Here is a 24,774-nt window from a genome sequence, read left to right on the forward strand (position 1 = left end):
CGGGTATTAATTTTGTGATGGGAATATTTTTTTTATAATTTTTTGGAATGGAGCTAAAATAACATCCATATTTATTAATCCAATATCGTTTGTAGCTCTGTAAGTCAATAAAACAGCTAATGGTGTTAAGATAAATGAGGATAACCAAGCTCCCATAAATGGAGTCATTCCGTTTTCCTGAGCTATCCTTTTTCCAAAAGTATTTATAAAATGAAAAGTGATGAAGATCAAAACTGCAAAAACTATAGGAAGTCCTAATCCGCCTTTTCTGATAATTGCTCCCAATGGCGCTCCTATAAAAAACATAAGAAAGCAGGCGAATACAATTACAAATTTATCGTAAAAAGCTAGTAAATGTCTGTTTATGTTTTTTTGCTTATTGAACAATTCAGTTCTGGAAGAATCAATAGCGTAGGAAATACTGGTTACATTACTACTCGCGATTTTTAAAATATCTGATTTTTGTTGGTTCGTGTACAACGACAAAATATCATTTGGAAGCGGTTCTCTTTTCTTAGCCTTAGCAGCAACCATTTTCTTTTTCGCGGGAAATCCAATTCTGGAATTGCTGTTTTCGGTAAACAGGATGATATCCGTTTTCATGTTCTTATTCAATGAATCTAAAGTGTAATTGAGTTCATTAACGGTAAGCATCGTATTGGTATTAGCGACCGATTCGTCATTTACGTCAACTTTATTTAGTTCTGACAAATCAATATTAATGATTTGCTTTTTAAAGGAACTTTTTGCGAAAGGCATTTTACTGCGATCTTCATATTTTTTAGGTACTATATCTTCGTAATAATAGCCATTATTAAGCACTAATTGTAGAATACTGGATGCTTCACTACTGATTAATTCTCCGTCTTTTGCTTTGATAACTGTTTTACTTCCGTCACCAATCTTTGATTTTTTGTGAATGGTTATTCCAGTAAGCGTATTGCCTTCCTTACCGCTTTTTTTGTTGACTTTGATATTATAAAAACCAACATCATTAAATTGTCCTTCGGCTATAGCCAATGCCGGTTTAACTTGTGCAATATTTTTTCTGAAATTGATAAACTTGTATTCGGCATACGGAATCACATTATTCGAAAAGAAAAAAGCAACAATACTCAATAAGATTATAAATACAGTTAGACTTCTCATGGCTCGCTGAAGCGAAATTCCAGAAGATTTCATCGCTGCAAATTCATAATTTTCAGCTAAATTTCCAAAAGTCATTATTGAGGATAAAAGTATCGAAAGTGGTAATACCAGCGGTACAATTCTGGGCATAGAAAAGGCCAGGAATTTAATAATCATTAATAGATCTAAATCTTTCCCGGCCAATTCGGATATGAATAACCAAACGGTTTGAAGTATAAATATGAAAAATAGGATTACAAATACTGTAGTAAATGTAGTCAAAAAGGTTTTTAATAAGTATTTGTCAAGAATTTTCACCTAGCGCATTAATCTAATTTGTTGATGTAGTAATTTGGATATTTACTTCCCGCAAATGTAAATTGATTTTTTGACAAAGGTTGGTTGGTTTTGAAAGAATTAACCGTTAATGTTGTTTTTGTTCCTTTTTTGCCCACTTCTATCAAATTATAGATGTGTTTTGTCTGAACATCAATTCCTAATAATACTTCTTTTCTTTGATCTTTAGCATTTAAAGGAACTAATTTGATATATTGGATTTTTCTGCCTTTTACATTTTGCAAAATATCCATATTATACTTATAACCCGTGTTGAAAAAAGTCAACATTTTAGAAGGTGTTATGGCATTATCATCTTTTTCATTAACTGCTGAAATGGTGATTTCTTCATCCTCCGGAACGATAGTATATGTTTTTTTTCCATCAAAAATTTTAGTGACTCCCATGAAATTTAAAATATATTGATTGCCTTTCATCGTTACATTTCCTTTACTGTCCTGATTGATATTTTCTTTGGTGTTATTCAAGGAATATTTAAAATCAATAGCGATATTATTATAACTTTTAACTTTAGCGGTAACTTGATCTAAAAGATCTTTTGCTTTTTTATCTTGTGCTTGAACTGAAAAAGTAAACAGAAACATTGCTGTTAATAAAAATAGTTTTTTACCAATGCTATTTCCCCTACTTTTTTTAGAATCTTGAATTTTTGATTTCATCGTATTATTTGTTTTGTTCATTGTTGAAAAATTGATCAAGAGAACTCATGTCCAGAATGTTCACACTACGTGCTTTACTTCCTTCAAATGGGCCTACAATTCCAGCAGCTTCGAGTTGATCTATTAATCGTCCTGCTCTGTTGTAGCCTAATTTAAGTTTTCTTTGTAATAATGAAGCCGATCCTTGTTGTGCATTCACAATGATTTCAGCAGCTTCTCTAAACAAAGTATCTCTGTCGGAAATATCCATATCAAGATTAATGCCACTTTCCTCCCCAACGAACTCAGGAAGTAAATAAGCAGTCGCATACGCTTTTTGTGAACCAATAAAATCAGTGATTTTTTCTACTTCCGGCGTATCGATAAAGGCACATTGCACTCGTACAACATCATTTCCATTAGTGTAAAGCATATCACCACGTCCTATCAATTGATCTGCTCCTTGAGTATCCAAAATGGTTCGGGAATCAATTTTTGAGGTCACTCTAAAAGCTATTCTCGCAGGGAAATTGGCTTTTATCAAACCAGTAATTACATTTACAGATGGTCTTTGTGTCGCTATAATTAAGTGAATTCCAATGGCTCGCGCTAATTGTGCCAATCTTGCAATAGGAACTTCGACTTCTTTACCAGCAGTCATAATCAAATCGGCAAACTCATCGACAACAAGAACGATGTAAGGTAAAAATCGGTGTCCGTTTTCAGGATTCAATTTTCGAGCCTTAAATTTATCGTTATATTCTTTGATGTTACGCACCATCGCATCTTTCAACAAAGAATAACGGTTGTCCATTTCCACACAAAGCGAATTCAAAGTATTTACAACTTTTGCATTATCCGTAATAATAGCATCATCCATATCTGGAAGTTTCGCTAAATAATGTCTTTCAATTTTATTAAATAGTGTCAACTCGACTTTTTTAGGATCAACCAAAACAAATTTAACTTCAGCTGGATGTTTTTTGTACAAAAGAGAAGTCAGAACGGCATTCAAACCAACAGATTTTCCTTGTCCAGTAGCACCAGCCATCAAAAGGTGAGGCATTTTGGCTAAATCCACTACAAATGTTTCATTCGAAATTGTTTTTCCAAGAGCAATTGGCAATTCCATTTCGGCTTCTTGAAATTTGGCAGAGCCAATAACACTTTTCATAGAAACCATGGTCGGATTCTTATTCGGAACCTCGATTCCTATGGTTCCTTTTCCAGGAATAGGAGCAATAATACGAATTCCTAATGCCGAAAGTGATAATGCAATATCATCTTCTAAACTCTTGATTTTTGAAATACGAATTCCTGCTTCCGGTACAATTTCATATAGCGTAACCGATGGTCCAACGGTTGCTTTTATTTGTGCAATTTCTATCTTGTAATTGCGAAGCGTATCTACAATTCTGTTTTTATTTTCTTCTAATTCCTCTTGGTTTATAGTAATTCCACCAGTGGAATATTCTTTTAGTAAATCAATCGTAGGGAATTTATAATTGGATAAATCCAATGTTGGATCGAATAATCCAAAATCAGCGACTAATCTTGATGCTAAGTTTTCTTCGATGATATCTTCTTCAGGAGCGGTTTCAATTACAAAAGATTCATCAGCATTCGAAATAACTTCTGGAGCTACCATTGGCGTAACTTCCATTGCAAGCGGTTTTGCAATTGGATCTCTGTTAATATCAGACGAATTGCTGATGGTAGGTTTCAGTGCTTCTTTATTAATTTCGAATTGCGAACCATTCTTTTTTAAATGGATGTCATCAATCTCTTCTTCTACAACTGCAAATTCTTCTAGGTTATAACCACTTTTGCCATTGTTAAGCGGATTAGTGATTGAAACTGCTTTTATTTCTTTTTTGGTAGTGTCAAAAAAGGACTGAATACTTTCAGGGGAAAGTTTGATTTTAAAAATCACGTAGATTATTAATCCGAAGAATAAAATCAACAAAGTTCCTGGTTTTCCAATATAATCTTGTAGGAATAAATTTAATTCATACCCAATTGTCCCACCTAATTCTGGAGCTGAAGTAGCAAAGAACCCAAATAAAACGGACAAAATAATAATTACGAATAAATCCCAAAACCATATGTTTTTTAATTTCCTTGCCGGAATTCCAAGTACTAAATAAATCCCTGAAAGGAAGAACAAACGTACAAATATAAATGCAGCAATTCCAAAACCTCTATAAACGAGAAAATCAGCTAAAAAGGCACCAAATTTTCCAAGCCAGTTCTGAACCGTTTCTGAACGATTAGTCAATTCCTGAACAGCACTTTGATCTTGTTGTCCGTAAATGAAAAAGGACACAAAGGCAAACAATAAAGCAATGGAAAATAAAACCAAAAGCGAACCTAGAACAATTTTATGCTGCTTAGTTAGCTGTAATGGAGTTTTATCAACTGATTTAGTATCGTTTTTTTTATTTAAAGGGGCTGTTTTTGTTGTTTTTGCCATTCTTAATTTTAAATAATACCTAAAGAAATAAAGGCACATATATAATTAAACCGATTACTATTGCTGTCAAAGCAGCAAAAAATACCGCTCCAGCAGCAATATCTTTGATGAAGCCAATTCGTTCATGATAATTGGGATGAATAAAATCGGCTATTTTTTCAACAGCCGTATTTAAACCCTCAATACTCATCACCAAACCAATAGCTAAGGTTTGAAAAAGCCATTCTGTTTTAGAAATTCCAAAATAAAATCCAGCAATGCACATCAAAATCCCAATGGAAAATTGAACCATAATACTGTGCTCCGTCGAGATTAATTTCAAAGCGCCCTTAAATGCATAAGAGACACTTTTTAGCCTTCCGGTAAAGAAAGTATTGTCTTTTTGAAATTCCATTAAATTGGGATTAAAGTACCGCTAATGCAGCTTCGTAGTTTGGTTCATCTGCAATTTCAGCAACTTGTTCTGTATGTGTAATGATTCCGTTTTCATCAACAACAATAACAACTCTTGAATGTAATCCAGCCAACGGTCCGTCAGTAATTTCTAAACCGTTTGCTTTACCAAAACTTCCCTCTGAAAAATCAGATAAGTTAACAACATTTTCAAGTCCTTCTGCACCACAAAAACGTTTTTGTGCAAATGGTAAATCTCTTGAAACGCATAAAACTGTTGTATTTTCTAAAGTACTGGCACTTTCGTTAAATTTACGAACAGATGCTGCACATGTCCCAGTGTCAACACTTGGAAAAATATTTAAAACTAATTTTTTACCTGCAAAATCACTTAGTGAAGCTACAGAAAGATCTGTTTTAACTAATTTAAAGTCAGCAAGTTTAGTGCCTACTTTTGGTAATTCTCCTGATGTGTGAATCGGATTTCCTCCTAATGTTATTGAAGCCATGGTGTTTGTTTTTAAATGAGGTTCAAAAGTATGAAAATTATTTAAGAATAAGCCCTCAAATGTCTCGATAAGTTTAGCGTTTTGGTTCAATTTTTAAACTCGATGGCCTCAATATGTTTTGCATTTTGCATAAAAAAAAACGCCCTCGTTGCGGAGTGCGTTTTTGAAATACAAAATTAAAAATTCTTTTTATTTGTCAATAGAACCCAAAACACGTTTCATAAAACTGTTTAAAGCTTCTTTTTTGTCTGTTCCGGTTTTTACCAATTTATTGACTTCTAAAGCGCCATACATATTAGAAATTAATTCACCAATAACATCTAATTCCTCATCTTTCAATGACGGAATTTCAGTCATAGCTTCCAGAACATCGATTGTTTCAATGATGTAATCTTCATCATTCTCTTCTATAAACTGCGTTAAGTGCTTGATTACGGGTAATTTCATTTTATTTTTTAAGTTTAAAGTTTAATGTTTTTAAAGGTTTAAGAATTTGAACTGCTGTTGCATTAAACTTACTTATAAAGTCAGGCAGCTTTAAACTTTAAACTAAGAAATCATTAAACTATTTCGTTTACTAATTCAATTAGCACTTCTTGTTTATTAGTTTGTGTTTCGTTTACTAATTTACCATTTACAAAAGTGGCAAAAGTTGGCAAATTACTAACATTCGCTAATTTTCTGGATTCTGGGAAATTTTCAGCATCAACAAGAGCAAAAGTAATTGTTTCGTTTTCTGAAGCTAATTTTTTGAATTTTGGCTTCATAATTCGGCAATTTCCGCACCATGATGCTGAAAATTGAACGACTACTTTTTCGTTTTTTGCAATTAAATCCTGTAACGTATCTTCGGTTAATTCGATTAACATATTTTTTGAATTTAAAAATGCAATTGCAACAATAATATTCAATATTTATAATTGAAATTTGGTACTGCAATTGACATTGTTATTGATTTAGTTTAAAGTCAAGTATTCAGCAGTACTATTTCTGTCAGCACTCATTGCTTCTTTTCCAGGCTCCCAGTTTGCAGGACAAACTTCCCCTTTTTCTTGAATGTGCGTGTATGCATCAACCATACGTAAAAACTCGTTTACGTTACGACCTAATGGCATATCGTTTACACTTTCGTGGAAAATTTTTCCAGTTTCATCAATAAGGTAAGTAGCTCTGTAAGTCACATTTGAACCTTCAACAATTACAGAATCAGTTTCTTCAGAATATTCAGTTGAATCAATGTCAAGAATTCCTAAAATATTAGACAAGTTTCTGTTAGTATCTGCAAGAATTGGATAGGTAACTCCTTCAATTCCACCGTTGTTTTTTGGAGTATTTAACCATGCAAAATGCACTTCGTTAGTATCACAAGAAGCACCAACAACAATTGTATTTCTTTTTTCGAATTCTGGTAAAGCAGCTTGAAAAGCATGTAATTCAGTTGGGCACACGAATGTAAAATCTTTCGGATACCAGAACAAAACAACTTTTTTATTATTATTTACCGCTTCTTCAAAAATGTTGATTTTTAAATTATCACCCATTTCAGAAATAGCGTCTACTGCAATACTTGGAAATTTTTTACCTACTAATGACATTTTTTTTACTTTTTTAGTTATTTTTTGATGGTGCAAAAGTAGTCTATACAATAGGTTCTAAGCAATAAGGTTTGATTATAAATAGTTATTAAAGAATAGTTATTTGTTATGTGTGCTATTTTAAACTTTTTGAGAAATAATTATTGAATACTAACCATCACTGGCAGAGTTCCTTTGCAATCCACATTTTCCAGAAGTTGTTCCGCAGCGGTTTTTTGAAATTCTGAAAAATCTTGATACATTTCTATAATTCCCAATGCATGTTCCAGATTTGGAATAATTTGTAGTGCATACGGATTTCCAAAAACATACAAAACACATTTTTTGGTGGTCAATACGTTGCCTAAGAATTGAAGTACGGATTCTTCAATATCAAAATTATTCAAAGGTTTTGCCTTTGGAACAAATAAAGATATGACTAGCGTATCAAATTTACCCAGTTTTTTTTCTAATTCATTCAAAACGGATTCACCGCCTGTTTCGTAACTAAATTCTGGTGAAGGCAAAGCATGAGTCAGGCTTTTAAAAAACACATTATCAGTGTTTTTGTAAATACTGATTTTAGCAAGATCTTCTCTGTTTTTTGCATCAAAAACGTTCACTGTATTGTGATTGTCTTTGATTTTTGTAATGCAGTTTTGAGCAATTTTCAGATTTAATTTCGAAGTAGTTTCAAAATCAAAATCACTTTTGGAAAGGTTTGGCAGACTAAGATTTCCGTCTGTAATTCCTGCTTTCTGTTTGCATTTCCAAATGCGTTGAAAACTGGCTTCAATTCGCTCCGGAGTTGCTTTTTTTAGGATTTTCTGAATTCCTTCGGGAACATTTTCGGCAAAGCATAACACATCATTTCCAGCATTAAAAGCTTCCCATTCCAATTGCCCTTTTTTATTATATAATTTAGAAACGCTGTGCATGTTCAACGCATCCGAAATCACTAATCCATCATAACCTAGTTGCTTTCGCAAAAGTATTTCAATCACGGATTTTGATAATGTTGCCGAAGTATTTTTTCCATCGTTCAGAGCAGGAACCGCCAAATGACCAATCATAATCGAATCCACATTATGTTCGATTCCATTTAGAAATGGAACTAATTCATTGGCTAATAATTCTTCGAGAGTTTCTTTTAAAACAGGTAATCCTAAATGCGAATCTACATTTGTATTTCCATGTCCGGGAAAATGTTTGAGACAACCCAAAATCCCGACATCATTCATTCCTCTTAGATATTCCAAAGCAAAATCACTTACTTTTTCTTTGTTTTGACCAAAAGAACGGTACCCAATCACAGGATTATTCGGATTGTTATTGATGTCCGCTAACGGCGCTAAATTATAATGAATCCCAACGGATTTCAAGTCTAAACCGATTTGTCTCCCAACTTCGTAAACCAAGTTTTTCACTGTCAGGCAAAGCGCCAAGTGTTATTGCATAAGGATATTGTGGTGTTTTTTCGACACGCATGGCTAACCCCCATTCCGCATCAATACTCATTAGTAAAGGAGTAGTTGCACAATTTTGATAACGCACAATCAGTTCTTTTAAACGCTGAAAACTATCATCATTTAAGACTATTTTTTTCGTGTTTTCATAATTCGTTGCTGCGCTGGCTCGACTATGAAAAAAAGTCAATCCGCCTATATCGTGTTCTTTAATCAATCGTTCAGTGGCCTGAATATTTTCTTCGGTATCATTGATAAAAACGGCAGGAAAGAAAAATTGTCCTATTTTTTGTTCTAATGTCATTTTTTTAGTTTACTAGCATCAAATAAAGCTTGGGATACTTTTAACCGCAGATTTGCAGATTATAAATTTTTTAAAATAATTTGCGAATCTGCGGTTAAATTTTTGCATTACTCCTTGATAATTATTTTAGGTTGTCTTCTTTCCAAAATCCTTTGGAAATATTAAAAATCGCGACAAAATTAATCCTGGGATGGTTGCTAGAAATACCCAAATAAAGAAATTTCCATACCCAAGATATTCCTGGATATAACCGCTAACCATTCCAGGAAGCATCATTCCTAATGCCATAAATCCAGTTGCAATCGAGTAATGAGACGTTTTTGATTCACCATCGGCCACATAAATTAAATACATCATGAAAGCGGCAAAACCAAATCCATAACCAAATTGCTCCGCGATTACCGTTGCATAAACATAGAAAACGGAACCAGGGTGAAAATGTGAAAGTAGTATGAACCCAATTATAGGTAAGTGCATGGCCAAAATCATGGGCAACATCCATTTTCCTAATCCGTCTCGTGAAATTACGATTCCGCCCAAAATTCCACCAACAGTAAGTGCAATCACGCCAAAAGTGCCGTAGATGACACCGACATCTTGAGTAGTTAAGCCCATTCCGCCTGCGGTCACAGGATCAATTAAAAAAGGAGTCAGCATTTTTAACAATTGCGATTCTCCTAATCTGAATAATAAAATGAAAGCCAATACTAAACCTATTTGTTTCTTTTGAAAAAAAGTAGCGAAAACAACAGCAAAACTTTTATTTGTAACCGATTCCGTTTTTATTTCTACGATTTTGGCTTCTATTTTTGGTGTGGAAAAATAATTGTAAATCGTAATGACAGTCATAATTAATCCTACAACTACCATGGTATAGGACCATGCTTTTTGTTTATCGCCATATTCTTGTTCTAAATAACCGGCAATAAATACCATTAATCCATTTCCGGTTAGCATCGAAAGTCGGTAAAAAGTACTGCGGATTCCCAAGAAAAAGGATTGCTGGTCTTTTTCTAAAGCCAACATGTAAAATCCGTCGCTGGCCACATCATTTGAAGCAGATGCAAATGCGGCAACCCAAAAAACGGCTAAACTGATTACGAAAAAATTGCTTAAAGGAATCGTTAAACCCACAATCAAAAAAGCAACAGAAATTAGCAATTGCATGCATAAAAACCATTTTCTTTTAGTGGAATAGAGATCAATAAACGGACTCCACAACGGTTTAATTACCCAAGGCAAATAGAGTAAACTGGTATAAATTCCAATGTCTTCATTGTTGATTCCAAGGTTTTTGTACATGATCACCGATACCGAAATAATAATTGCATAGGGCAATCCGGAAGCAAAGTTTAAAACGGGAATCCAATACCAAGGTCTATTGTCTATTTTCATGTAAGGCAAATTATAATCAATAAAATTTTATAGCGTAAAGTTCACTAAAGTTGGGTCACTTTCATTACCATAAAAATCAATGAATGTAATGGCGCATGTAGTATTTTTGTCTAATTTATAGGATGGAATAACCACTTCAACCGTATCATTATCATCTTTGAATGCTATTTTGTCAATAATTTGGCTTGGATCATTTACATTAATTTCCGAATTGAATTTGGCGCCATAAACCATAACATAACGCACTTTACTGTACATTGGATAGGTTACATTAAATCTTGATGCAATTGGATCTATCAAAATATTATTCGCTGTGGGAACAATAGCCATTTTTTTTATAGAACCAGGTACTACTGCAGGAAGAGCAGGATATTTATACTGGTTTTCTGTTAGTATTTTAGTCACACTTTGATTTTTATTCAAAAATGATTTAGCACTAAAAAACGCATTTCCCTGAACGTTCTTGTAGGATCTAGTGATGTCAATTTGATTCGGGATTTCTTTGGGATTATTCCATCTTTTATCAGAATCCGTATTGATTTTATAGGTTCCGTTGCCAATGTAAATTGCAGTATTCGTTGAATTCTCAGACCACCAACGTAGTAGTTTTGAATAAGAAGCTTTTGGATGATCCATGCTCCAATACAATTGAGGAACAAGATAATCTATCCATTTGTTTTCCATCCACGCTAACGGATCAGCAAATAAATCATCGTAATTTGTTTGTCCTGCTTCAGTTTCAGAACCTCTGGGATCTACTGATTTATTTCTCCATACTCCAAATGGGCTAATACCAAATTGTACCCATGGTTTAATACTTTTTATGGATAAAGAAACACATCGCACAAAATTATTTACATTCGAGCGTCTCCAATCTTCAATACTAAGTCCATCTCCATATTTTATGTACGAAGCAGTATCATTAAATAGCTCTCCTTTTATTCTGTATGGATAAAAATAATCATCAAAATGTATCGCATCGATATCATATTTTTCCACAACTTCCTCTACAATTGCCAATAAATGGTTCTGAACTTCGGGTAATGCTGGATTGTAATAATATTTTCCACCATATTTAATCATCCAATCTTGATGCTTGAAAAAATCATGTTGAGGACTCAAAAGCGACGTGTTGTAATCCATTGTAGCTCTATACGGATTCATCCAAGCGTGAAACTCAAAACCTCTAGCATGCGTTTCAGCAATCATCCAAGCTAATGTATCAAAGTAAGGTTTTGGCGCCTGACCTTCTTTTCCAGTCAAAAAACGGGACCATGGTGCTAATTCTGTTGGATAAAAAGCATCCCCAACGCTCCTGATTTGCACAATTACAGCGTTATAATTTAGTTTTTTATAAGCGTCTAAAATTTCAATATAATCCGCTTTTTGTTTGGCAACATTATCAGTACTCATTTTCGGCCAGTCAATATTTACGACTGTAGCAATCCAAACAGCTCTAAATTCATTTTTTGGATTTGTAGCCAATGCTTGTGCATTACCATTCCAAAAAGAAAGTAAAAGGAACGTAATAAGCAAAAGGGTGTGCTTGAAATTTTTCATCAGAGTAATGTTTATAAAGTATTCAAAAATAGTTTTTTTAGTGAAATTTACAAGTTAAAATGGTTTTAAAATTTGACTTATTTTAACAGCTCAATTTCTTTGCCAATTTTTTGTATTTGCATTCAAAAACATATTAGAGCTATGTTTTATATCACTTGAGGTACTCCTAAAATAAATAGTGTAATGGTGTAGTTTGCTACATTGAAATTTTAAGATTGTCAAATGTAGAACGGCAACAGATATTTTTAAAAAAACAATTGAGATCGCTTATAATGGATTATGAATAATTATAAAAAGTATCTCTACTTTAATTGGGAAATGATATTTTTCCCATAGAAACTGATGGGATTCCTTTGCGGGTACCAAAATCTGAGCCTCCGCCTGCAATTGTTTCATTAGCCAAAACAGCAAATAATACTGCTTCTTTTGCATCACCAGATATACCTAATTCATCAGTTTTAAAAAAATGACAAGGCAATAGTTCTTTTAACCAATTAACTAATAGTGGATTATGAGTTCCGCCACCTGACATATAAATAGAGAAATTTTCTATGTCGTATTTTGTGTTTTCTATAGCATACTTGATTGCTTCAGCAATAGTTACGGCGCTAAATCTTGTTAATGTGGCTAATAAATCAGGTACTAAAATGTTTTGGGTATTACTTTTAGCTAAAGCACTTTTAACATATTCCATATTAAAAAGTTCTGGACCTGTAGTTTTTGGGAAAGAATCTTTAAAAAAACTATTTTCTCGTAAAGCCTCTAAAAGGGATTGGTTTACAACACCAAGTTTTGCAATTTCCGCATCTTTATCATACGATTTTCCGGGGTAAAATTGTCTGATACAGGCATCAATTAATGTGTTTCCAGTGCCTGTATCCGTTACGAAAACTTCTTCTGGGTTCATATTTGATGGTAGATACGTGAAATTTGCAATACCGCCCATGTTCAACATAATACGATTTTCGCCTTTTTTTCCAAAAATAAAATAATCACCATAAACTGCCAGCGGAGCTCCTTCACCGCCTGCTGCAACATGTTTTTGCCTGAAATCCGAAAGTGTTATTATTCCAGTCTTTACAGCAATGTGATCCCCATCCCCAATTTGCAAAGTGGCATTAGGAAATTTTTCTTGCAGATGTAATTTTTTTGGAAGGTGTAATACAGTTTGTCCATGTGAAGCTATTAAATCTACCTCATGATTTGATATATTCCAGTTTTTCAAACAATTTAATACCATGTTGGCATGAAGAATACCAATCCATTCATTCAATAAAACAAGAGAGTGGAAATCAATATTCTGTTTTGCAAACACTTTTTGAATCTCACCCTTTATTTCGTTTGAATATTCAATCGTCTTAAAATTTGTTAGCGTGATTTTTGTATTTTCTCCTGTACCAGAAACCTTGCACAGAGCAACATCCAGACCATCCATTGAAGTACCTGACATGAGTCCAATAATCATTCTGGAAGGTTTTTTGGCAATTTTACACAGCAATTCTAAATTTTTATTCATGACAATATTTTTCGCAAAATAGTTTTTTTTCTAACCAACATGTAAATACTGGAAAATTTATCTTTGATTGCAAATAAAATCCAGTATACATGAAGGTTATTGCTAAAAGCAAATTTCATATACTTTTAGCAAAGTACAAATTAAATTTTAGGAATTGTAAAACAATCCTCAAGATTTAAGTTTAATAAAGTGATATTAATGCAGCTAAATATAATAATTCGCCAACCTTTATTGTTCTGTTACAATTATTTTGGATGTTAGTATATTCAATTCTATCATACATTTCTTCATCATCTGATACGTTCTCTCAATGTCATTATCTAAACCTATTGAAAACCGAATCAAACCATCAGTTAATCCCATTTCTATTTGTTCTTCCATCGGAATCTCACTTGAAGTTGAAGTTCCCGGAGCGCTGAATAAGGTTTTATAAAATCCTAAACTTACAGCAAGATACCCAAGATTTTTGGCTTGCATCAATTCCATCAAATCATTAGCTTTCTCCAAAGTTCCTGCGTCTAAGGTCATCATTCCGCCAAAACCATACTCATGATTAATCATTCTTGAATATAGTTCATGACTTGGGTGACTTTTTAAACCCGGATACACCGTTTTCAGTCCGTCTTTTTCAAAACGTTCTGCAAGATACATCGCATTATGGCTGTGTTGTTTCATTCTGATATGTAATGTGCGCAAGTTTTTCATCACACTTGCCGAACGCAAACTATCCATTGTTGGCCCTAGTAACATACTGGCACCGCTGTTCACATTTTTTAAACTGTCGATAAATTCTTGTGATGCACAAGTCACTCCACCCACAGTATCACTGCTGCCGTTGATATATTTAGTTAAACTGTGAATCACAATATCAGCACCTAATTTTGTAGGAGAAACTGATAATGGCGAAAAAGTATTATCGACAACCAATTTCAAATTGTGTTTTTCAGCAATTTTTGCCAAACCTTCAATATTAGCCACTTCTAATAAAGGATTACTCACCGTTTCACAGTATAAAACTTTTGTTTCGGGAGTAATTGCAGCTTCTACAATATCAAGTTTTGTGATGTCAACAAACGTGGTTTTGATGCCTAATCTTGGTGTGAAATTCTTCAAAAAAGCATACGTTCCGCCATAAATTGTTCTGCTCGAAACGATGTGATCGCCCGAACCGCATAATTGTAATAGAGTAGGAGTAATCGCTCCCATTCCTGAAGCCGAAACATTAGCCGTTTCTGTTCCTTCCATTGCTGCCAAGGCTTTGTCTAAATATAAATTACTCGGTGAAGAGTGACGGGAGTACAAATAGCATCCTTCCATATTACCTTCAAAAGTATCAAACATCGTTTTCGCCGATAAAAAAGTATAGGTTGAGGAGTCTGAAATTGATGGATTTACACCACCAAATTCACCAAAGTACTGTAAATCCTGAATGTTGTCTGCGGGATTGAAATTTTTCATAGTTGTTTTTTTTTGTTATTTAAAGCTACTCCTGCTATTCGCTTTATCTTTTACTTTTTAAAGAAAAAAGTAAAAGGATGCTGCTGCTATCAGGGCTAGGGGATTTCGGTCTTGATTAAATCTATTCAAAATAACAGTGTTCTAGATTAATAATCAATACTATTATTTATTATTAGATTTTGAAACTATAAAATATAAAAAATGTAATTTAATTTTCTAAATTAGCTTCCTAAATAGGATTTATATAGATTTTATTTCAATTCAAATTCTCAATAAAAATGACATTAGACTTAGTAGATAAAAAGTTGCTTTTTTTATTACAAAAAGACTGTAAAAAAACAACCAAGGAACTTTCCTTAAAACTCAATCTTTCGGTTACTGCTGTTTACGAGCGCATTAAAAAACTTGAAAGAGAAGGTGTTATCGATAAATATGTCGTCTTAATTAATCGTTCGAAAGTCGAAAAAGGTTTTGTGGTTTTCTGTCACCTTAAACTGATTCAGCATACGAAAGAATTTATCGCTAAATTCGAAAACGAAGTGATACAACTTAAGGAAGTAATTGAATGCCATCATGTAAGTGGAGATTATGATTATATCTTGAAAATAGTTGTAAAAGACATGGAAGCCTATCGAGAATTTTTGGTTACAAAACTCACAACATTGGAGCATATTGGAAGTACACACAGCACATTTATGATTAGCGAAGTAAAAAACACGACGGTTGTTGATATTTAGAATAAACGTGGATTTAAAGCGGTATTCAATGGTAAGTAAATGTTAATTGCTAATAATTCGTAACAAAAAACCTTTGCAATTAAACTTTAAACAAAACTTAATTCCTTAATTTTGTGCAACATTTTATAAAAACACAATAAAAAAAATATACTATGAGTTCATTTGACGTAGTCATTATAGGTTCTGGACCAGGCGGATATGTATCAGCAATTCGTTGTGCACAATTGGGTTTCAAAACAGCAATTATCGAAAAATATTCCACTCTTGGAGGAACTTGCTTAAATGTAGGTTGTATTCCTTCAAAAGCATTGCTTGCTTCTTCTCATCATTACAGTGACATTGCTCATTTTGCAGATCACGGTATTGAAGTTTCTGGTGAAGTAAAAGTAAACCTTGAAAAAATGATCGCACGTAAACAGGCTGTTGTGGATCAAACTTCAGGTGGTGTGAAATTTTTAATGGACAAAAATAAAATTACAGTTCTGGAAGGATTAGGTTCATTTGTTGATGCGACACATGTTGCTGTTGCTAAAGCGGATGGAACTTCGGAAACTATCGAAGCTAAAAACATCATTATTGCCACAGGTTCAAAACCATCTTCTTTGCCTTTTATCAAAATCGATAAAGAAAGAATCATCACTTCTACCGAAGCTTTGAAACTTAAAGAAGTACCAAAACATTTGGTAATTATTGGTGGAGGAGTAATTGGGATTGAATTAGGTCAAGTATATTTACGATTAGGAGCACAGGTTTCTGTAGTAGAATATTTGGACAGAATCATTCCTGGAATGGACGCTTCATTGTCTAAAGAATTGACTAAAGTATTGAAAAAACAAGGCATGAAATTCTACGTTTCACACAAAGTGAAATCAGTGGAAAGAAATGGCGAAGGAGTTGTAGTTCAAGCTGAAAATGCAAAAGGAGAAACAATTACGCTGGAAGGAGATTATTCATTAGTTTCTGTAGGACGTCGTCCCTATACTGATGGATTAAATGCTGATAAAGCAGGAGTGAAAATTTCAGATAGAGGAATGGTTGAAGTAAATGATCATTTGCAAACTAATATTCCTAATATCTATGCCATTGGTGATGTAGTTCGCGGAGCAATGTTAGCACATAAAGCAGAAGAAGAAGGAGCTATGGTTGCCGAAATATTAGCAGGTCAAAAACCACATATTAATTATAACTTGATTCCTGGTGTTGTTTATACTTGGCCAGAAGTGGCTGCTGTTGGACAAACAGAAGAACAATTGAAAGCTGCTGGTGTAGATTTCAAATCAGGAAGTTTTCCTTTCAAAGCTTTAGGTCGCGCAAGAGCTGGTGGAGATTTAGACGGATTTGTGAAAATTCTTGCTGATGCAAAAACAGATGAAGTATTGGGCGTTCACATGATTGGTGCTCGTTGTGCTGATTTAATTGCTGAAGCGGTTACGGCAATGGAATTCAAAGCATCTGCTGAAGATATTTCAAGAATGTCGCATGCACATCCAACTTTTGCGGAAGCAATAAAAGAAGCAGCTTTAGCAGCAACTGATAATAGAGCTTTACATGTGTAATTAGCTAATTAAATTTTCTACACAATAAAGAAACCCGTTCAATTGAGCGGGTTTCTTAGTTGTTATTAGTTTAGTTTAATTAGCCTTTTGCTACAAATAAACCTTTATAGTTTTCCCAATGGCTGTAAATTAAAAATAGATTGCCTAAAAAAAGAAAAATAGCAATCGGTATTCCTTGAGGGGATAAGAAAAAATTAATAAATAATATGTTTAAGGTTATAGGTAAGATTAAGAGATTAGCTAATGTTACATAACGTCCGGTAAGAAACGATAGTCCACAAAGGAATTCTATTGATTTTGCTAATGGCAATATATAAGTAGAGGCGACTAGACCTATATTAAAAGCTTTGAAATTCCCAGTAACTTCTGGTTCTGGTGCTAGTTTTAGAAAAAAACTAACGGACGCATAAAGTAATATAAGTCCAATTAAAGTTCGGATAATAATAATTGCGATTTTCATAGTATATTGTGTTAAAGGTTACATATTTGAAAACTATTATTGTGGAATTGCATTTTCATCCATATACATAATTTCCCACTGATGCCCGTCTAAATCGGCAAAACTATGTCCATACATCCATCCATGATCTTGCGGCTCCATATAAATTGAACCTCCGGCATCTACTGCGGTTTTTACCATTTCATCGACTTTTTCTCTACTTTCAGCATCTATTGCAATTAATACTTCGGTATTTTTATGGGCGTTGCAAATTTCTTTTTTGGTAAAGTCTTTAAATCGTTGCTCAGTGACTAGCATCACAAAAATATTTTCTCCAATAATCATGTAAGTGGCCTGTTCATCAGTAAATTGCGGATTGAAAGTAAATCCGAGGTGAGTAAAAAAATCAAATGATTTTTTTTGGTCTTTAACAGCTAAATTGAGGAAAATTTTTGAAGCCATAACGGGAATGATTTAATGATTTACAAAATCTAAAACGGATCATGCGCTATCAAATTTACAAAAAAATAAGCTAATTTTAGTAAAATCGTTTATTGAAGGTTTATTTTTTGTTGTAATTTTGAATTTTAAACACCAATACTTTTTGAGAACTTCTATTTACAAGTCTATATCCGATCCAAAACTGTTAAAAGAACAGCTTTTATTTTGGTCTCAACAGTTTCGAGAAATCATTTATTTGGACAGTAATGATTATCCACAAAATTATTCCAGTTATGATTGCGTTCTTGCGGTTGATGCATTTACTTCCATAAAAACGGATTATCAAAATGCTTTTGAGGATTTAAAACAATACCAGCAAATTACCAAGGACTGGCTTTTTGGTTATTTATCGTATGATTTAAAAAATGATATTGAACATTTACAATCTGAAAATTATGACGGATTAGAATTTCCAGATTTGTTTTTTTTTCAACCTAAGAAGTTATTTTTATTGAAAGGGAATCAACTTGAAATTCAATATCTCAATATGTGTGACGATGAAGTGGAATTAGATTTTGAAGAAATTGTCGAAATTCGAAAGTCAAAAATCGAAATAGAAGCACTAGTAAATATTCAACAACGGATTTCGAAGGATAATTACCTTCAGAAGGTTTCAAAAGTTTTGGAACACATTCATCAAGGCGATATTTACGAAGCCAATTTTTGTATGGAGTTTTTTGCTGAAAATGCGACGATTAATCCAATAGAAAAATTTATAAAACTTAACGAAATTTCTCAGCCTCCATTTGCTGTTTTTTTTAAAAATAATAAACACTTTTTACTTTCGGCAACACCGGAACGGTATTTAAGAAAAGACGGAGAACATATTATTTCGCAACCCATTAAAGGAACTGCAAAACGATTTTCAGACCCAGTTGAAGATGAGCAATCGAAAATGCAATTGGCTTTAGACCCAAAAGAACGATCCGAAAATATTATGATAACGGATTTAGTGCGGAATGACCTGTCTCGAACGGCACAAAAAGGAACTGTTGAAGTACAAGAGTTATGTAAAATTTATTCTTTTTTGCAAGTACATCAAATGATTTCTACTGTAACGTCAAAATTAGATGCGCAATATTCGGTTGTTGATGTATTAAAAACCACTTTCCCAATGGGAAGTATGACCGGAGCACCAAAAATTTCGGTGATGAAAATCATTGAACAGTTGGAAGAAACGAAACGGGGACTGTATAGCGGCGCTATGGGGTATTTTACACCAAACGGTGATTTTGATTTCAATGTAGTTATCCGAAGCATTTTATACAATCAAGAAAAAAAATACGTTTCTTTTTCAGTTGGAAGTGCCATCACTTCGCAATCACTTCCTGAAAAGGAATATGAGGAATGTTTGCTTAAAGCAAAAGCGATGCGAGAAGTTTTAGAATCTATATAATTTGTTGAATATGATATTTGAAGGGAAAAATAAAGAATATTTATTATTAGAAAAAATCAGCTCTGGAACTACGAGTGTCCCGCAAAAAGATGTAGAAGGCTGCTTATCGCTACTATGGATTACTTCAAATGGTACTACTATAAATATAGACGGGATTGATTATCATTTTTTAAAAAATCAAATTGTTTGTTTAACAGATTTTAATACATTGACAATAAAATCAATATCATCAGTCTCCTTGGTTAGGTTTAATCGCTCTTTTTACTGTATTTTGCATAATGATAGTGAAGTAGGCTGTAAAGGGTTATTGTTTTTTGGAGCTTCTTCACTACCTCTTTTCACTATTCCCGATACTGAATTAGAAAAGTTTGAAGTGCTTTGGAGAATGTTTGAATTAGAAATGGATTCACATGATGAACTGCAAATAGAAATGTTACAAATGATGCTTAAACGTCTTTTGATTTTGTCAACTCGACTTCACAAAGAACAAAATGAAATTGTTTATTTTGAAAAGGGTTCAATAGACTTGATTAGGGAATTTAATTATTTAGTAGAGCTGCATTTCAGGACAAAACACTTTGTTGCACAGTACGCGGAAATGCTTAATAAGTCTCCAAAAACATTATCAAATTCATTTTCTAAAGCGTACAAAAAGTCACCATTACAGTTTATTCAAGAGAGATTAATTCTAGAATCACGACGTTTGTTATCATATACAGAAAGATCCGTTAAAGAAATCTCTTTTGAGTTAGGTTTCGAAGACATTCAATCATTTAGTCGTTTTTTTAAGACTAAAGAAGGAATTTCACCTACTGAATTCCGAATTAATAATCGGTCGGGAAGAATTGACAATCCTACAGGAAATCGTGTCTAGTTATTAGGATGTTTTTCATAGCATCTTTGCAGTGTTATAAATAATATAAAATTAAAACATTATGCAAAAATTTTTAGTTCCAACAAAAGATGAGGTTTCAGCAGAGAATCAGGTTATATTCGAAAACCTTAAAAAAGGATTAGGTTTCGTGCCTAACTTGTATGCTTACTTTGCAAAAAACGAAACAGCTTTAGGCGATTACCTCGCTTTCCAAGGTAGAAAGAGTACCTTGAAAGTAAAAGAAAAAGAAGTTATTAATTTGGTGACTAGTCAACTTAATAATTGCCACTATTGCCAATCAGCCCATACAGTCATAGGTAAAATGAATGGTTTTACAGATGAAGAAATTATTGAGATTCGTTTGGCTGCCATTACTTTTGATGCTAGGCTGGATGCTTTAGCCCAATTTACAAAATCGGTTGTATTAAATAAGGGTAAAGTTGCGCAGGAATCCAAAGAATTATTTTATCAAGCGGGTTTTTCGGAGGCAAACATGATAGATGTAGTTTTTGTGGTAGGAGATAAAATAATCAGTAATTATATTCATAATTTGGCTGATTTTCCTGTAGACTTTCCTTTAGCATCTGTACTTTAATAGCAAGTTAAATTTCATAAAAAAAACAATTATCATGAAAAAATTAAAATTAATGTTATTCACTTTGTTCTTAGTTACGAATACGATTTTTGCTCAAGTAAGCCCTAAAATAATTGCTGTTATTTCAAAAGCAAAATGGTGCAGTACTTGTATTAACAATGAAAATCGAGTTGGGCAGGAGGTAATTCCAAGTGTTGACATAACAAAGGTCACACTTATTATCAATGACCTTTCAGATAAACAAACAAAAAGTGCATCAGCTGAAAGTTTAAATAAATTAGGTCTAAAACAAGCAAACTTTAAGTCAACAGGAGTAATAACCTTTATAGATGCTTCTTCTAAAAAGATGGTATCAAGTATTTCGGTTGCAGAATCTTCTGAGAAAATTAAAGAAGCATTTGCAAATAGTTTGAAATAGCTCATAGTTCTATGGATTTGGTATCCTTAGCATTTGCTAAGGATACCAAATTATTATAATGTCATATTCAGTTTTATTTTTTACTTTAGCTCTCTTAAAATTACTTACAAAGTGCTACAAAAATTCAAAAACCATCTTCTTCATAATTTCCAGTTCTTGAGTGGAAAAAAAATACTTTTGGCCACAAGCGGCGGGAAAGACAGTATGGTAATGGTGCATTTGTTTCAGCAATTGGATTATGAAATAGGAATCGCACATTGTAATTTTCAACTGCGTGGAATGGAAAGTTTTGAAGACCAAAATTTTGTTCAGGAATATGCTGCTGCAAATGGTATTCCGGTATTTATAACTCAATTTGATACTAAAGCTTTCGCAGAAGATTATAAAGTTTCTACGCAAGTTGCCGCGCGTGATTTGCGTTACAATTGGTTTTATGAATTATTAGAAACTGAAAAATTCGATTATATTCTTACGGCACATCATGCCGATGATAATCTGGAAACTTTTATAATTAATTTGAGTCGAGGAACAGGATTAGAAGGTTTAACTGGAATTCCGGAGCAAAACGATAGGGTTATTCGTCCGCTTTTGGCATTTAGCCAAGAAGAAATCGAAGAATATGCCAAATTAAATAACATTCAATGGCGCGAAGACAGCAGTAATGCCTCTGATAAATACCTTCGGAATAAAATTCGTCATCATCTGGTTCCTATGTTAAAGGAATTGAATCCCAATTTTCTTTCATCGTTTCATAAGACGCAAACGTTTTTGCAAGAAGCGCAAGTTTTGGTTGAAGATGCGTCGATTATGATTTATCAACAAGTGGCTAAACAAGAGGATGATACTATTTATTTTGACTTAAAAAAATTAAAAAAATTACCAAATTATAAATCGTATTTGCATCAATGGTTGAAAGAATTTGGATTTTCTGCTTGGGATGATATTTATGATTTGGTCGAAAGCCAATCTGGTAAACACGTGTTTTCGCCTGAATATAGATTATTGAAAGACAGAGATTCTTTAATCCTAAGCCCAATAAATTTCGTAAATGAAAAGGAGGAATATGCAATTGATGAAAATCAAAAAGAAGTTAATATTCCCTTAAATCTTACGTTTTGTAAAGTAGCGGACATTAGTTTAACAACGAACTCAGCTATCTTTGTGGACGCTGATAAATTGCAATTTCCTTTAGTTTTACGCCATTGGAATGAGGGCGATAGTTTTCAACCTTTTGGGATGAATGGTAAATCTAAGAAAGTGAGCAAGCTTTTTAAAGATGAAAAATTATCCTTGCTGGAAAAAGAAAATTCGTGGCTTTTATTTTCGAATGAAGACATAGTTTGGATTGTTGGACTTCGTCAGGATGAACGTTTTAGAATAGAGAATACAACAAAGAATATACTTAAAATACAATTAGAATAATGAAGAAACTACTATTTATACTTATTGCTTTTTTGGCTTTTGCCAATGGAGATGCGCAAATTCTTGATCCTGCAAAATGGACTACCAAAATAGAAAAAAAAACTGAGAGTAATTATATTCTTACTTTTAATGCCGTCATAGAAAAAGATTGGCATTTATATTCCCAATTTACGGCTGACGGCGGATCTTTGCCTTTGGAAATTATTTTCAAAAATCAAAAAGGGAACTTTACTTTAGTTGGCAAAGCCAAAGAAAGCAAAACCACAACTGCTTTCAATGATGTTTTTGAAGTGAACGAAACGTACTTTGAGAAAAAAGCTCAAATTCAACAAGAAATCACGATTACAAACCCAAAGATTACAAAAATTGAAGTCAATTTGAATTATCAGGTTTGTAAAGAAGCATGTATCAATTTAGAGAAGAGTTTTACGTTTACCATTCCTACTACTGCAAAAACAGCGGAATTACCTACTGTAGCATCAGATTTGACTACAATAGACTCAGCTAAAGTTGATACTGCAGTTACAAATACAGAAGTAAATAAAGAACAAGTTGTTACTTCTGAAAAAGTTCCTGTTCTGGATACTAAACCTAGCAAACAAAGAGGATTATGGTCTATTTTCTTCATTGCTTTTTTATCTGGATTTGCCGCATTGCTCACACCTTGTGTCTTCCCGATGATTCCTATGACGGTAAGTTTCTTTACAAAACAAAGTAAAACTAAGGCAAAAGGAATTAGAAATGCCATTATTTACGGAATTGCAATCATCTTCATTTATGTAGTTTTAGGATTCTTAGTGACGTGGATTTTTGGTGCCGATGCACTGAATGCGTTGTCTACGAATGTTTGGTTTAATATTATTTTCTTTGTTTTGTTAGTCACATTTGCAGCTTCATTTTTGGGTGCTTTTGAGATTATGTTGCCTAATTCGTGGGCTAACAAAGTAGATAATCAAGCCGATAGAGGCGGAATAATTGGAATTTTATTCATGGCTTTAGCATTAGCAATTGTGTCTTTTTCGTGTACCGGACCAATCGTAGGAACCCTTTTAGTCGAAGCTGCTTCTAAAGGTGGAATTGCACCTATTGTTGGAATGTTTGGATTCTCATTGGCTCTAGCCTTACCATTTATGTTATTTGCGATGTTCCCGGGCTGGTTGAATTCATTACCAAAATCCGGCGGTTGGTTGAATACGGTTAAAGTAGTTTTAGGATTTTTAGAATTAGCTTTGGCTTTCAAATTTTTGTCGAATGCAGATTTGGTTTTGCAATTACATTTCTTGGAAAGAGAGGTGTTCTTGGCGATTTGGATTGCTATTTTTGGAACATTAGCATTTTATTTATTCGGAAAAATTACGCTTCCGCATGATAGTCCGATGAGCCATATATCAGTAGGGAGATTGTCTTTTGGATTAATAGTTTTGGCTTTTACCATCTATTTGATTCCTGGAATTTGGGGAGCACCATTAAAATTAATTTCTGGTTTCCCACCTCCAATGACCTATAGCGAAAGTCCGTACGGAGTAGGAAACTCAAAAGGTGGTTCGAATGCATCAGCTCAAATTTTGCCGGAAGGCGCACATTTAGGGCCGCATGACCTTGTTGCTTTTGAAGATTATGAAAAAGGATTGGCTTATGCCAAATCAGTAAATAAACCCATTTTACTTGACTTTACTGGATATGCTTGTGTGAATTGCAGAAAAATGGAAGATTATGTTTGGTCAGATCCTGCAATTTTAAAAATATTACAGGATGAAGTGGTATTAATCTCTTTGTATGTTGATGACAAGAGAGAATTGCCAAAAAGTGAGCAATATGTTTCTAAAGAGACGGGTAAGGAAATTGTAAGTGTGGGGAATAAATGGAGTGATTTCCAAATCACGAGATACAAAGCCAATGCGCAACCGTATTACATTGTTATCGATGTAGAAGAAAATATGTTGTCTGATAAACCGGAAAGTTATAATTCAGATATAAATGCTTATAAAGGCTGGTTGAGAGAAGGAATTGATCGCTTTAAAAAGGCTAAATAAAGCGTAGCATTTAGACAAAATAGCAAACGTAA

Annotated in this window: 24 protein-coding genes; 8 read left to right on the top strand and 16 right to left on the bottom strand. The window is 33.4% G+C overall.

Going from position 1 to position 24,774, the window contains the following annotated elements:
• Positions 1 to 6: 6 nt before the first annotated feature.
• The 14 genes from AC0J6S_RS11700 to AC0J6S_RS11765 all read right to left on the bottom strand — a co-directional run bounded on the left by AC0J6S_RS11700 (position 7) and on the right by AC0J6S_RS11765 (position 14,771).
• Positions 7 to 1,446 carry an LptF/LptG family permease gene (locus tag AC0J6S_RS11700; protein WP_474953970.1) on the bottom strand — a complete coding sequence of 480 codons (1,440 nt, stop codon included), beginning with the start codon at positions 1,444 to 1,446 and terminating at the stop codon, positions 7 to 9.
• A gap of 8 nt (positions 1,447 to 1,454) precedes the next feature.
• Entirely contained in the window at positions 1,455 to 2,144 is a 690-nt protein-coding gene (gene lolA1 / locus AC0J6S_RS11705; protein WP_474956358.1) for an outer membrane lipoprotein periplasmic chaperone LolA1, read from the bottom strand.
• Positions 2,145 to 2,148: 4 nt separating this feature from the next.
• Positions 2,149 to 4,596 carry a DNA translocase FtsK gene (locus AC0J6S_RS11710; protein WP_474953971.1) on the bottom strand — a complete coding sequence of 816 codons (2,448 nt, stop codon included), beginning with the start codon at positions 4,594 to 4,596 and terminating at the stop codon, positions 2,149 to 2,151.
• A gap of 19 nt (positions 4,597 to 4,615) precedes the next feature.
• Positions 4,616 to 4,990: a diacylglycerol kinase family protein gene (locus AC0J6S_RS11715; protein WP_474953972.1), complete on the bottom strand. Its 375-nt coding sequence runs from the start codon at positions 4,988 to 4,990 to the stop codon at positions 4,616 to 4,618.
• A 10-nt stretch (positions 4,991 to 5,000) separates the two neighbouring features.
• The gene (tpx, locus tag AC0J6S_RS11720) at positions 5,001 to 5,498 is read right to left on the bottom strand and encodes a thiol peroxidase (protein WP_474953973.1); all 498 of its coding nucleotides are present in this window, start codon (positions 5,496 to 5,498) and stop codon (positions 5,001 to 5,003) included.
• 189 nt (positions 5,499 to 5,687) lie between these two features.
• Entirely contained in the window at positions 5,688 to 5,945 is a 258-nt protein-coding gene (locus tag AC0J6S_RS11725; RefSeq protein ID WP_474953974.1) for a DUF6952 family protein, read from the bottom strand.
• Positions 5,946 to 6,058: 113 nt separating this feature from the next.
• Entirely contained in the window at positions 6,059 to 6,367 is a 309-nt protein-coding gene (locus AC0J6S_RS11730; protein ID WP_474953975.1) for a thioredoxin family protein, read from the bottom strand.
• Positions 6,368 to 6,454: 87 nt separating this feature from the next.
• Positions 6,455 to 7,093, bottom strand: a complete 639-nt coding sequence (locus tag AC0J6S_RS11735; protein WP_474953976.1) for a peroxiredoxin — start codon at positions 7,091 to 7,093, stop codon at positions 6,455 to 6,457.
• A gap of 140 nt (positions 7,094 to 7,233) precedes the next feature.
• The gene (locus AC0J6S_RS11740) at positions 7,234 to 8,490 is read right to left on the bottom strand and encodes a glycoside hydrolase family 3 N-terminal domain-containing protein (RefSeq protein WP_474953977.1); all 1,257 of its coding nucleotides are present in this window, start codon (positions 8,488 to 8,490) and stop codon (positions 7,234 to 7,236) included.
• A complete protein-coding gene (locus AC0J6S_RS11745; RefSeq protein ID WP_474953978.1) occupies positions 8,429 to 8,842 on the bottom strand; it encodes a glycoside hydrolase family 3 N-terminal domain-containing protein in 414 nt (137 codons plus the stop codon). The genes AC0J6S_RS11740 and AC0J6S_RS11745 overlap by 62 nt, the downstream gene beginning before the upstream one ends.
• 126 nt (positions 8,843 to 8,968) lie before the next feature.
• Positions 8,969 to 10,237, bottom strand: a complete 1,269-nt coding sequence (locus AC0J6S_RS11750) for an AmpG family muropeptide MFS transporter (RefSeq protein ID WP_474953979.1) — start codon at positions 10,235 to 10,237, stop codon at positions 8,969 to 8,971.
• Positions 10,238 to 10,264: 27 nt separating this feature from the next.
• Positions 10,265 to 11,797, bottom strand: a complete 1,533-nt coding sequence (locus AC0J6S_RS11755; RefSeq protein WP_474953980.1) for a glycoside hydrolase family 10-like protein — start codon at positions 11,795 to 11,797, stop codon at positions 10,265 to 10,267.
• Positions 11,798 to 12,104: 307 nt separating this feature from the next.
• Positions 12,105 to 13,313: an anhydro-N-acetylmuramic acid kinase gene (locus AC0J6S_RS11760; protein WP_474953981.1), complete on the bottom strand. Its 1,209-nt coding sequence runs from the start codon at positions 13,311 to 13,313 to the stop codon at positions 12,105 to 12,107.
• A gap of 228 nt (positions 13,314 to 13,541) precedes the next feature.
• Positions 13,542 to 14,771: an aminotransferase class I/II-fold pyridoxal phosphate-dependent enzyme gene (locus AC0J6S_RS11765; RefSeq protein WP_474953982.1), complete on the bottom strand. Its 1,230-nt coding sequence runs from the start codon at positions 14,769 to 14,771 to the stop codon at positions 13,542 to 13,544.
• Between the two features lie 278 nt (positions 14,772 to 15,049).
• Between AC0J6S_RS11765 and AC0J6S_RS11770 the strand changes: the two genes are divergently transcribed.
• On the top strand, positions 15,050 to 15,508 hold the full coding sequence (locus AC0J6S_RS11770) for an Lrp/AsnC family transcriptional regulator (protein WP_474953983.1): 459 nt from the start codon (positions 15,050 to 15,052) through the stop codon (positions 15,506 to 15,508).
• A gap of 152 nt (positions 15,509 to 15,660) precedes the next feature.
• Entirely contained in the window at positions 15,661 to 17,064 is a 1,404-nt protein-coding gene (gene lpdA, locus AC0J6S_RS11775; RefSeq protein WP_474953984.1) for a dihydrolipoyl dehydrogenase, read from the top strand.
• 79 nt (positions 17,065 to 17,143) lie between these two features.
• Here the strand turns inward: lpdA and AC0J6S_RS11780 are convergent, their stop codons facing one another.
• Both AC0J6S_RS11780 and AC0J6S_RS11785 read right to left on the bottom strand, forming a co-directional pair.
• On the bottom strand, positions 17,144 to 17,524 hold the full coding sequence (locus tag AC0J6S_RS11780; protein WP_474953985.1) for a DoxX family membrane protein: 381 nt from the start codon (positions 17,522 to 17,524) through the stop codon (positions 17,144 to 17,146).
• A gap of 36 nt (positions 17,525 to 17,560) precedes the next feature.
• Complete coding sequence (locus AC0J6S_RS11785) at positions 17,561 to 17,965, bottom strand: VOC family protein (RefSeq protein ID WP_474953986.1); 405 nt, start codon at positions 17,963 to 17,965, stop codon at positions 17,561 to 17,563.
• A 142-nt stretch (positions 17,966 to 18,107) separates the two neighbouring features.
• On the opposite strand from AC0J6S_RS11785, the gene AC0J6S_RS11790 reads away from it, so the two are divergent.
• From AC0J6S_RS11790 to AC0J6S_RS11815, 6 genes are all read left to right on the top strand, one after another.
• Positions 18,108 to 19,400: an anthranilate synthase component I family protein gene (locus tag AC0J6S_RS11790; RefSeq protein WP_474953987.1), complete on the top strand. Its 1,293-nt coding sequence runs from the start codon at positions 18,108 to 18,110 to the stop codon at positions 19,398 to 19,400.
• A 10-nt stretch (positions 19,401 to 19,410) separates the two neighbouring features.
• Positions 19,411 to 20,274, top strand: coding sequence for a helix-turn-helix domain-containing protein (locus AC0J6S_RS11795; protein WP_474953988.1), 864 nt, complete (start codon positions 19,411 to 19,413; stop codon positions 20,272 to 20,274).
• Positions 20,275 to 20,335: 61 nt separating this feature from the next.
• Positions 20,336 to 20,869 carry a carboxymuconolactone decarboxylase family protein gene (locus tag AC0J6S_RS11800; RefSeq protein ID WP_474953989.1) on the top strand — a complete coding sequence of 178 codons (534 nt, stop codon included), beginning with the start codon at positions 20,336 to 20,338 and terminating at the stop codon, positions 20,867 to 20,869.
• 34 nt (positions 20,870 to 20,903) lie between these two features.
• Positions 20,904 to 21,287 carry a hypothetical protein gene (locus tag AC0J6S_RS11805; protein WP_474953990.1) on the top strand — a complete coding sequence of 128 codons (384 nt, stop codon included), beginning with the start codon at positions 20,904 to 20,906 and terminating at the stop codon, positions 21,285 to 21,287.
• Between the two features lie 111 nt (positions 21,288 to 21,398).
• Positions 21,399 to 22,709, top strand: a complete 1,311-nt coding sequence (gene tilS, locus AC0J6S_RS11810; RefSeq protein ID WP_474953991.1) for a tRNA lysidine(34) synthetase TilS — start codon at positions 21,399 to 21,401, stop codon at positions 22,707 to 22,709.
• Complete coding sequence (locus AC0J6S_RS11815; protein ID WP_474953992.1) at positions 22,709 to 24,742, top strand: protein-disulfide reductase DsbD family protein; 2,034 nt, start codon at positions 22,709 to 22,711, stop codon at positions 24,740 to 24,742. The genes tilS and AC0J6S_RS11815 overlap by 1 nt, the downstream gene beginning before the upstream one ends.
• The last annotated feature ends 32 nt before the right edge of the window (positions 24,743 to 24,774 follow it).

This window comes from Flavobacterium sp. TS_SC_5, from assembly GCF_056156265.1.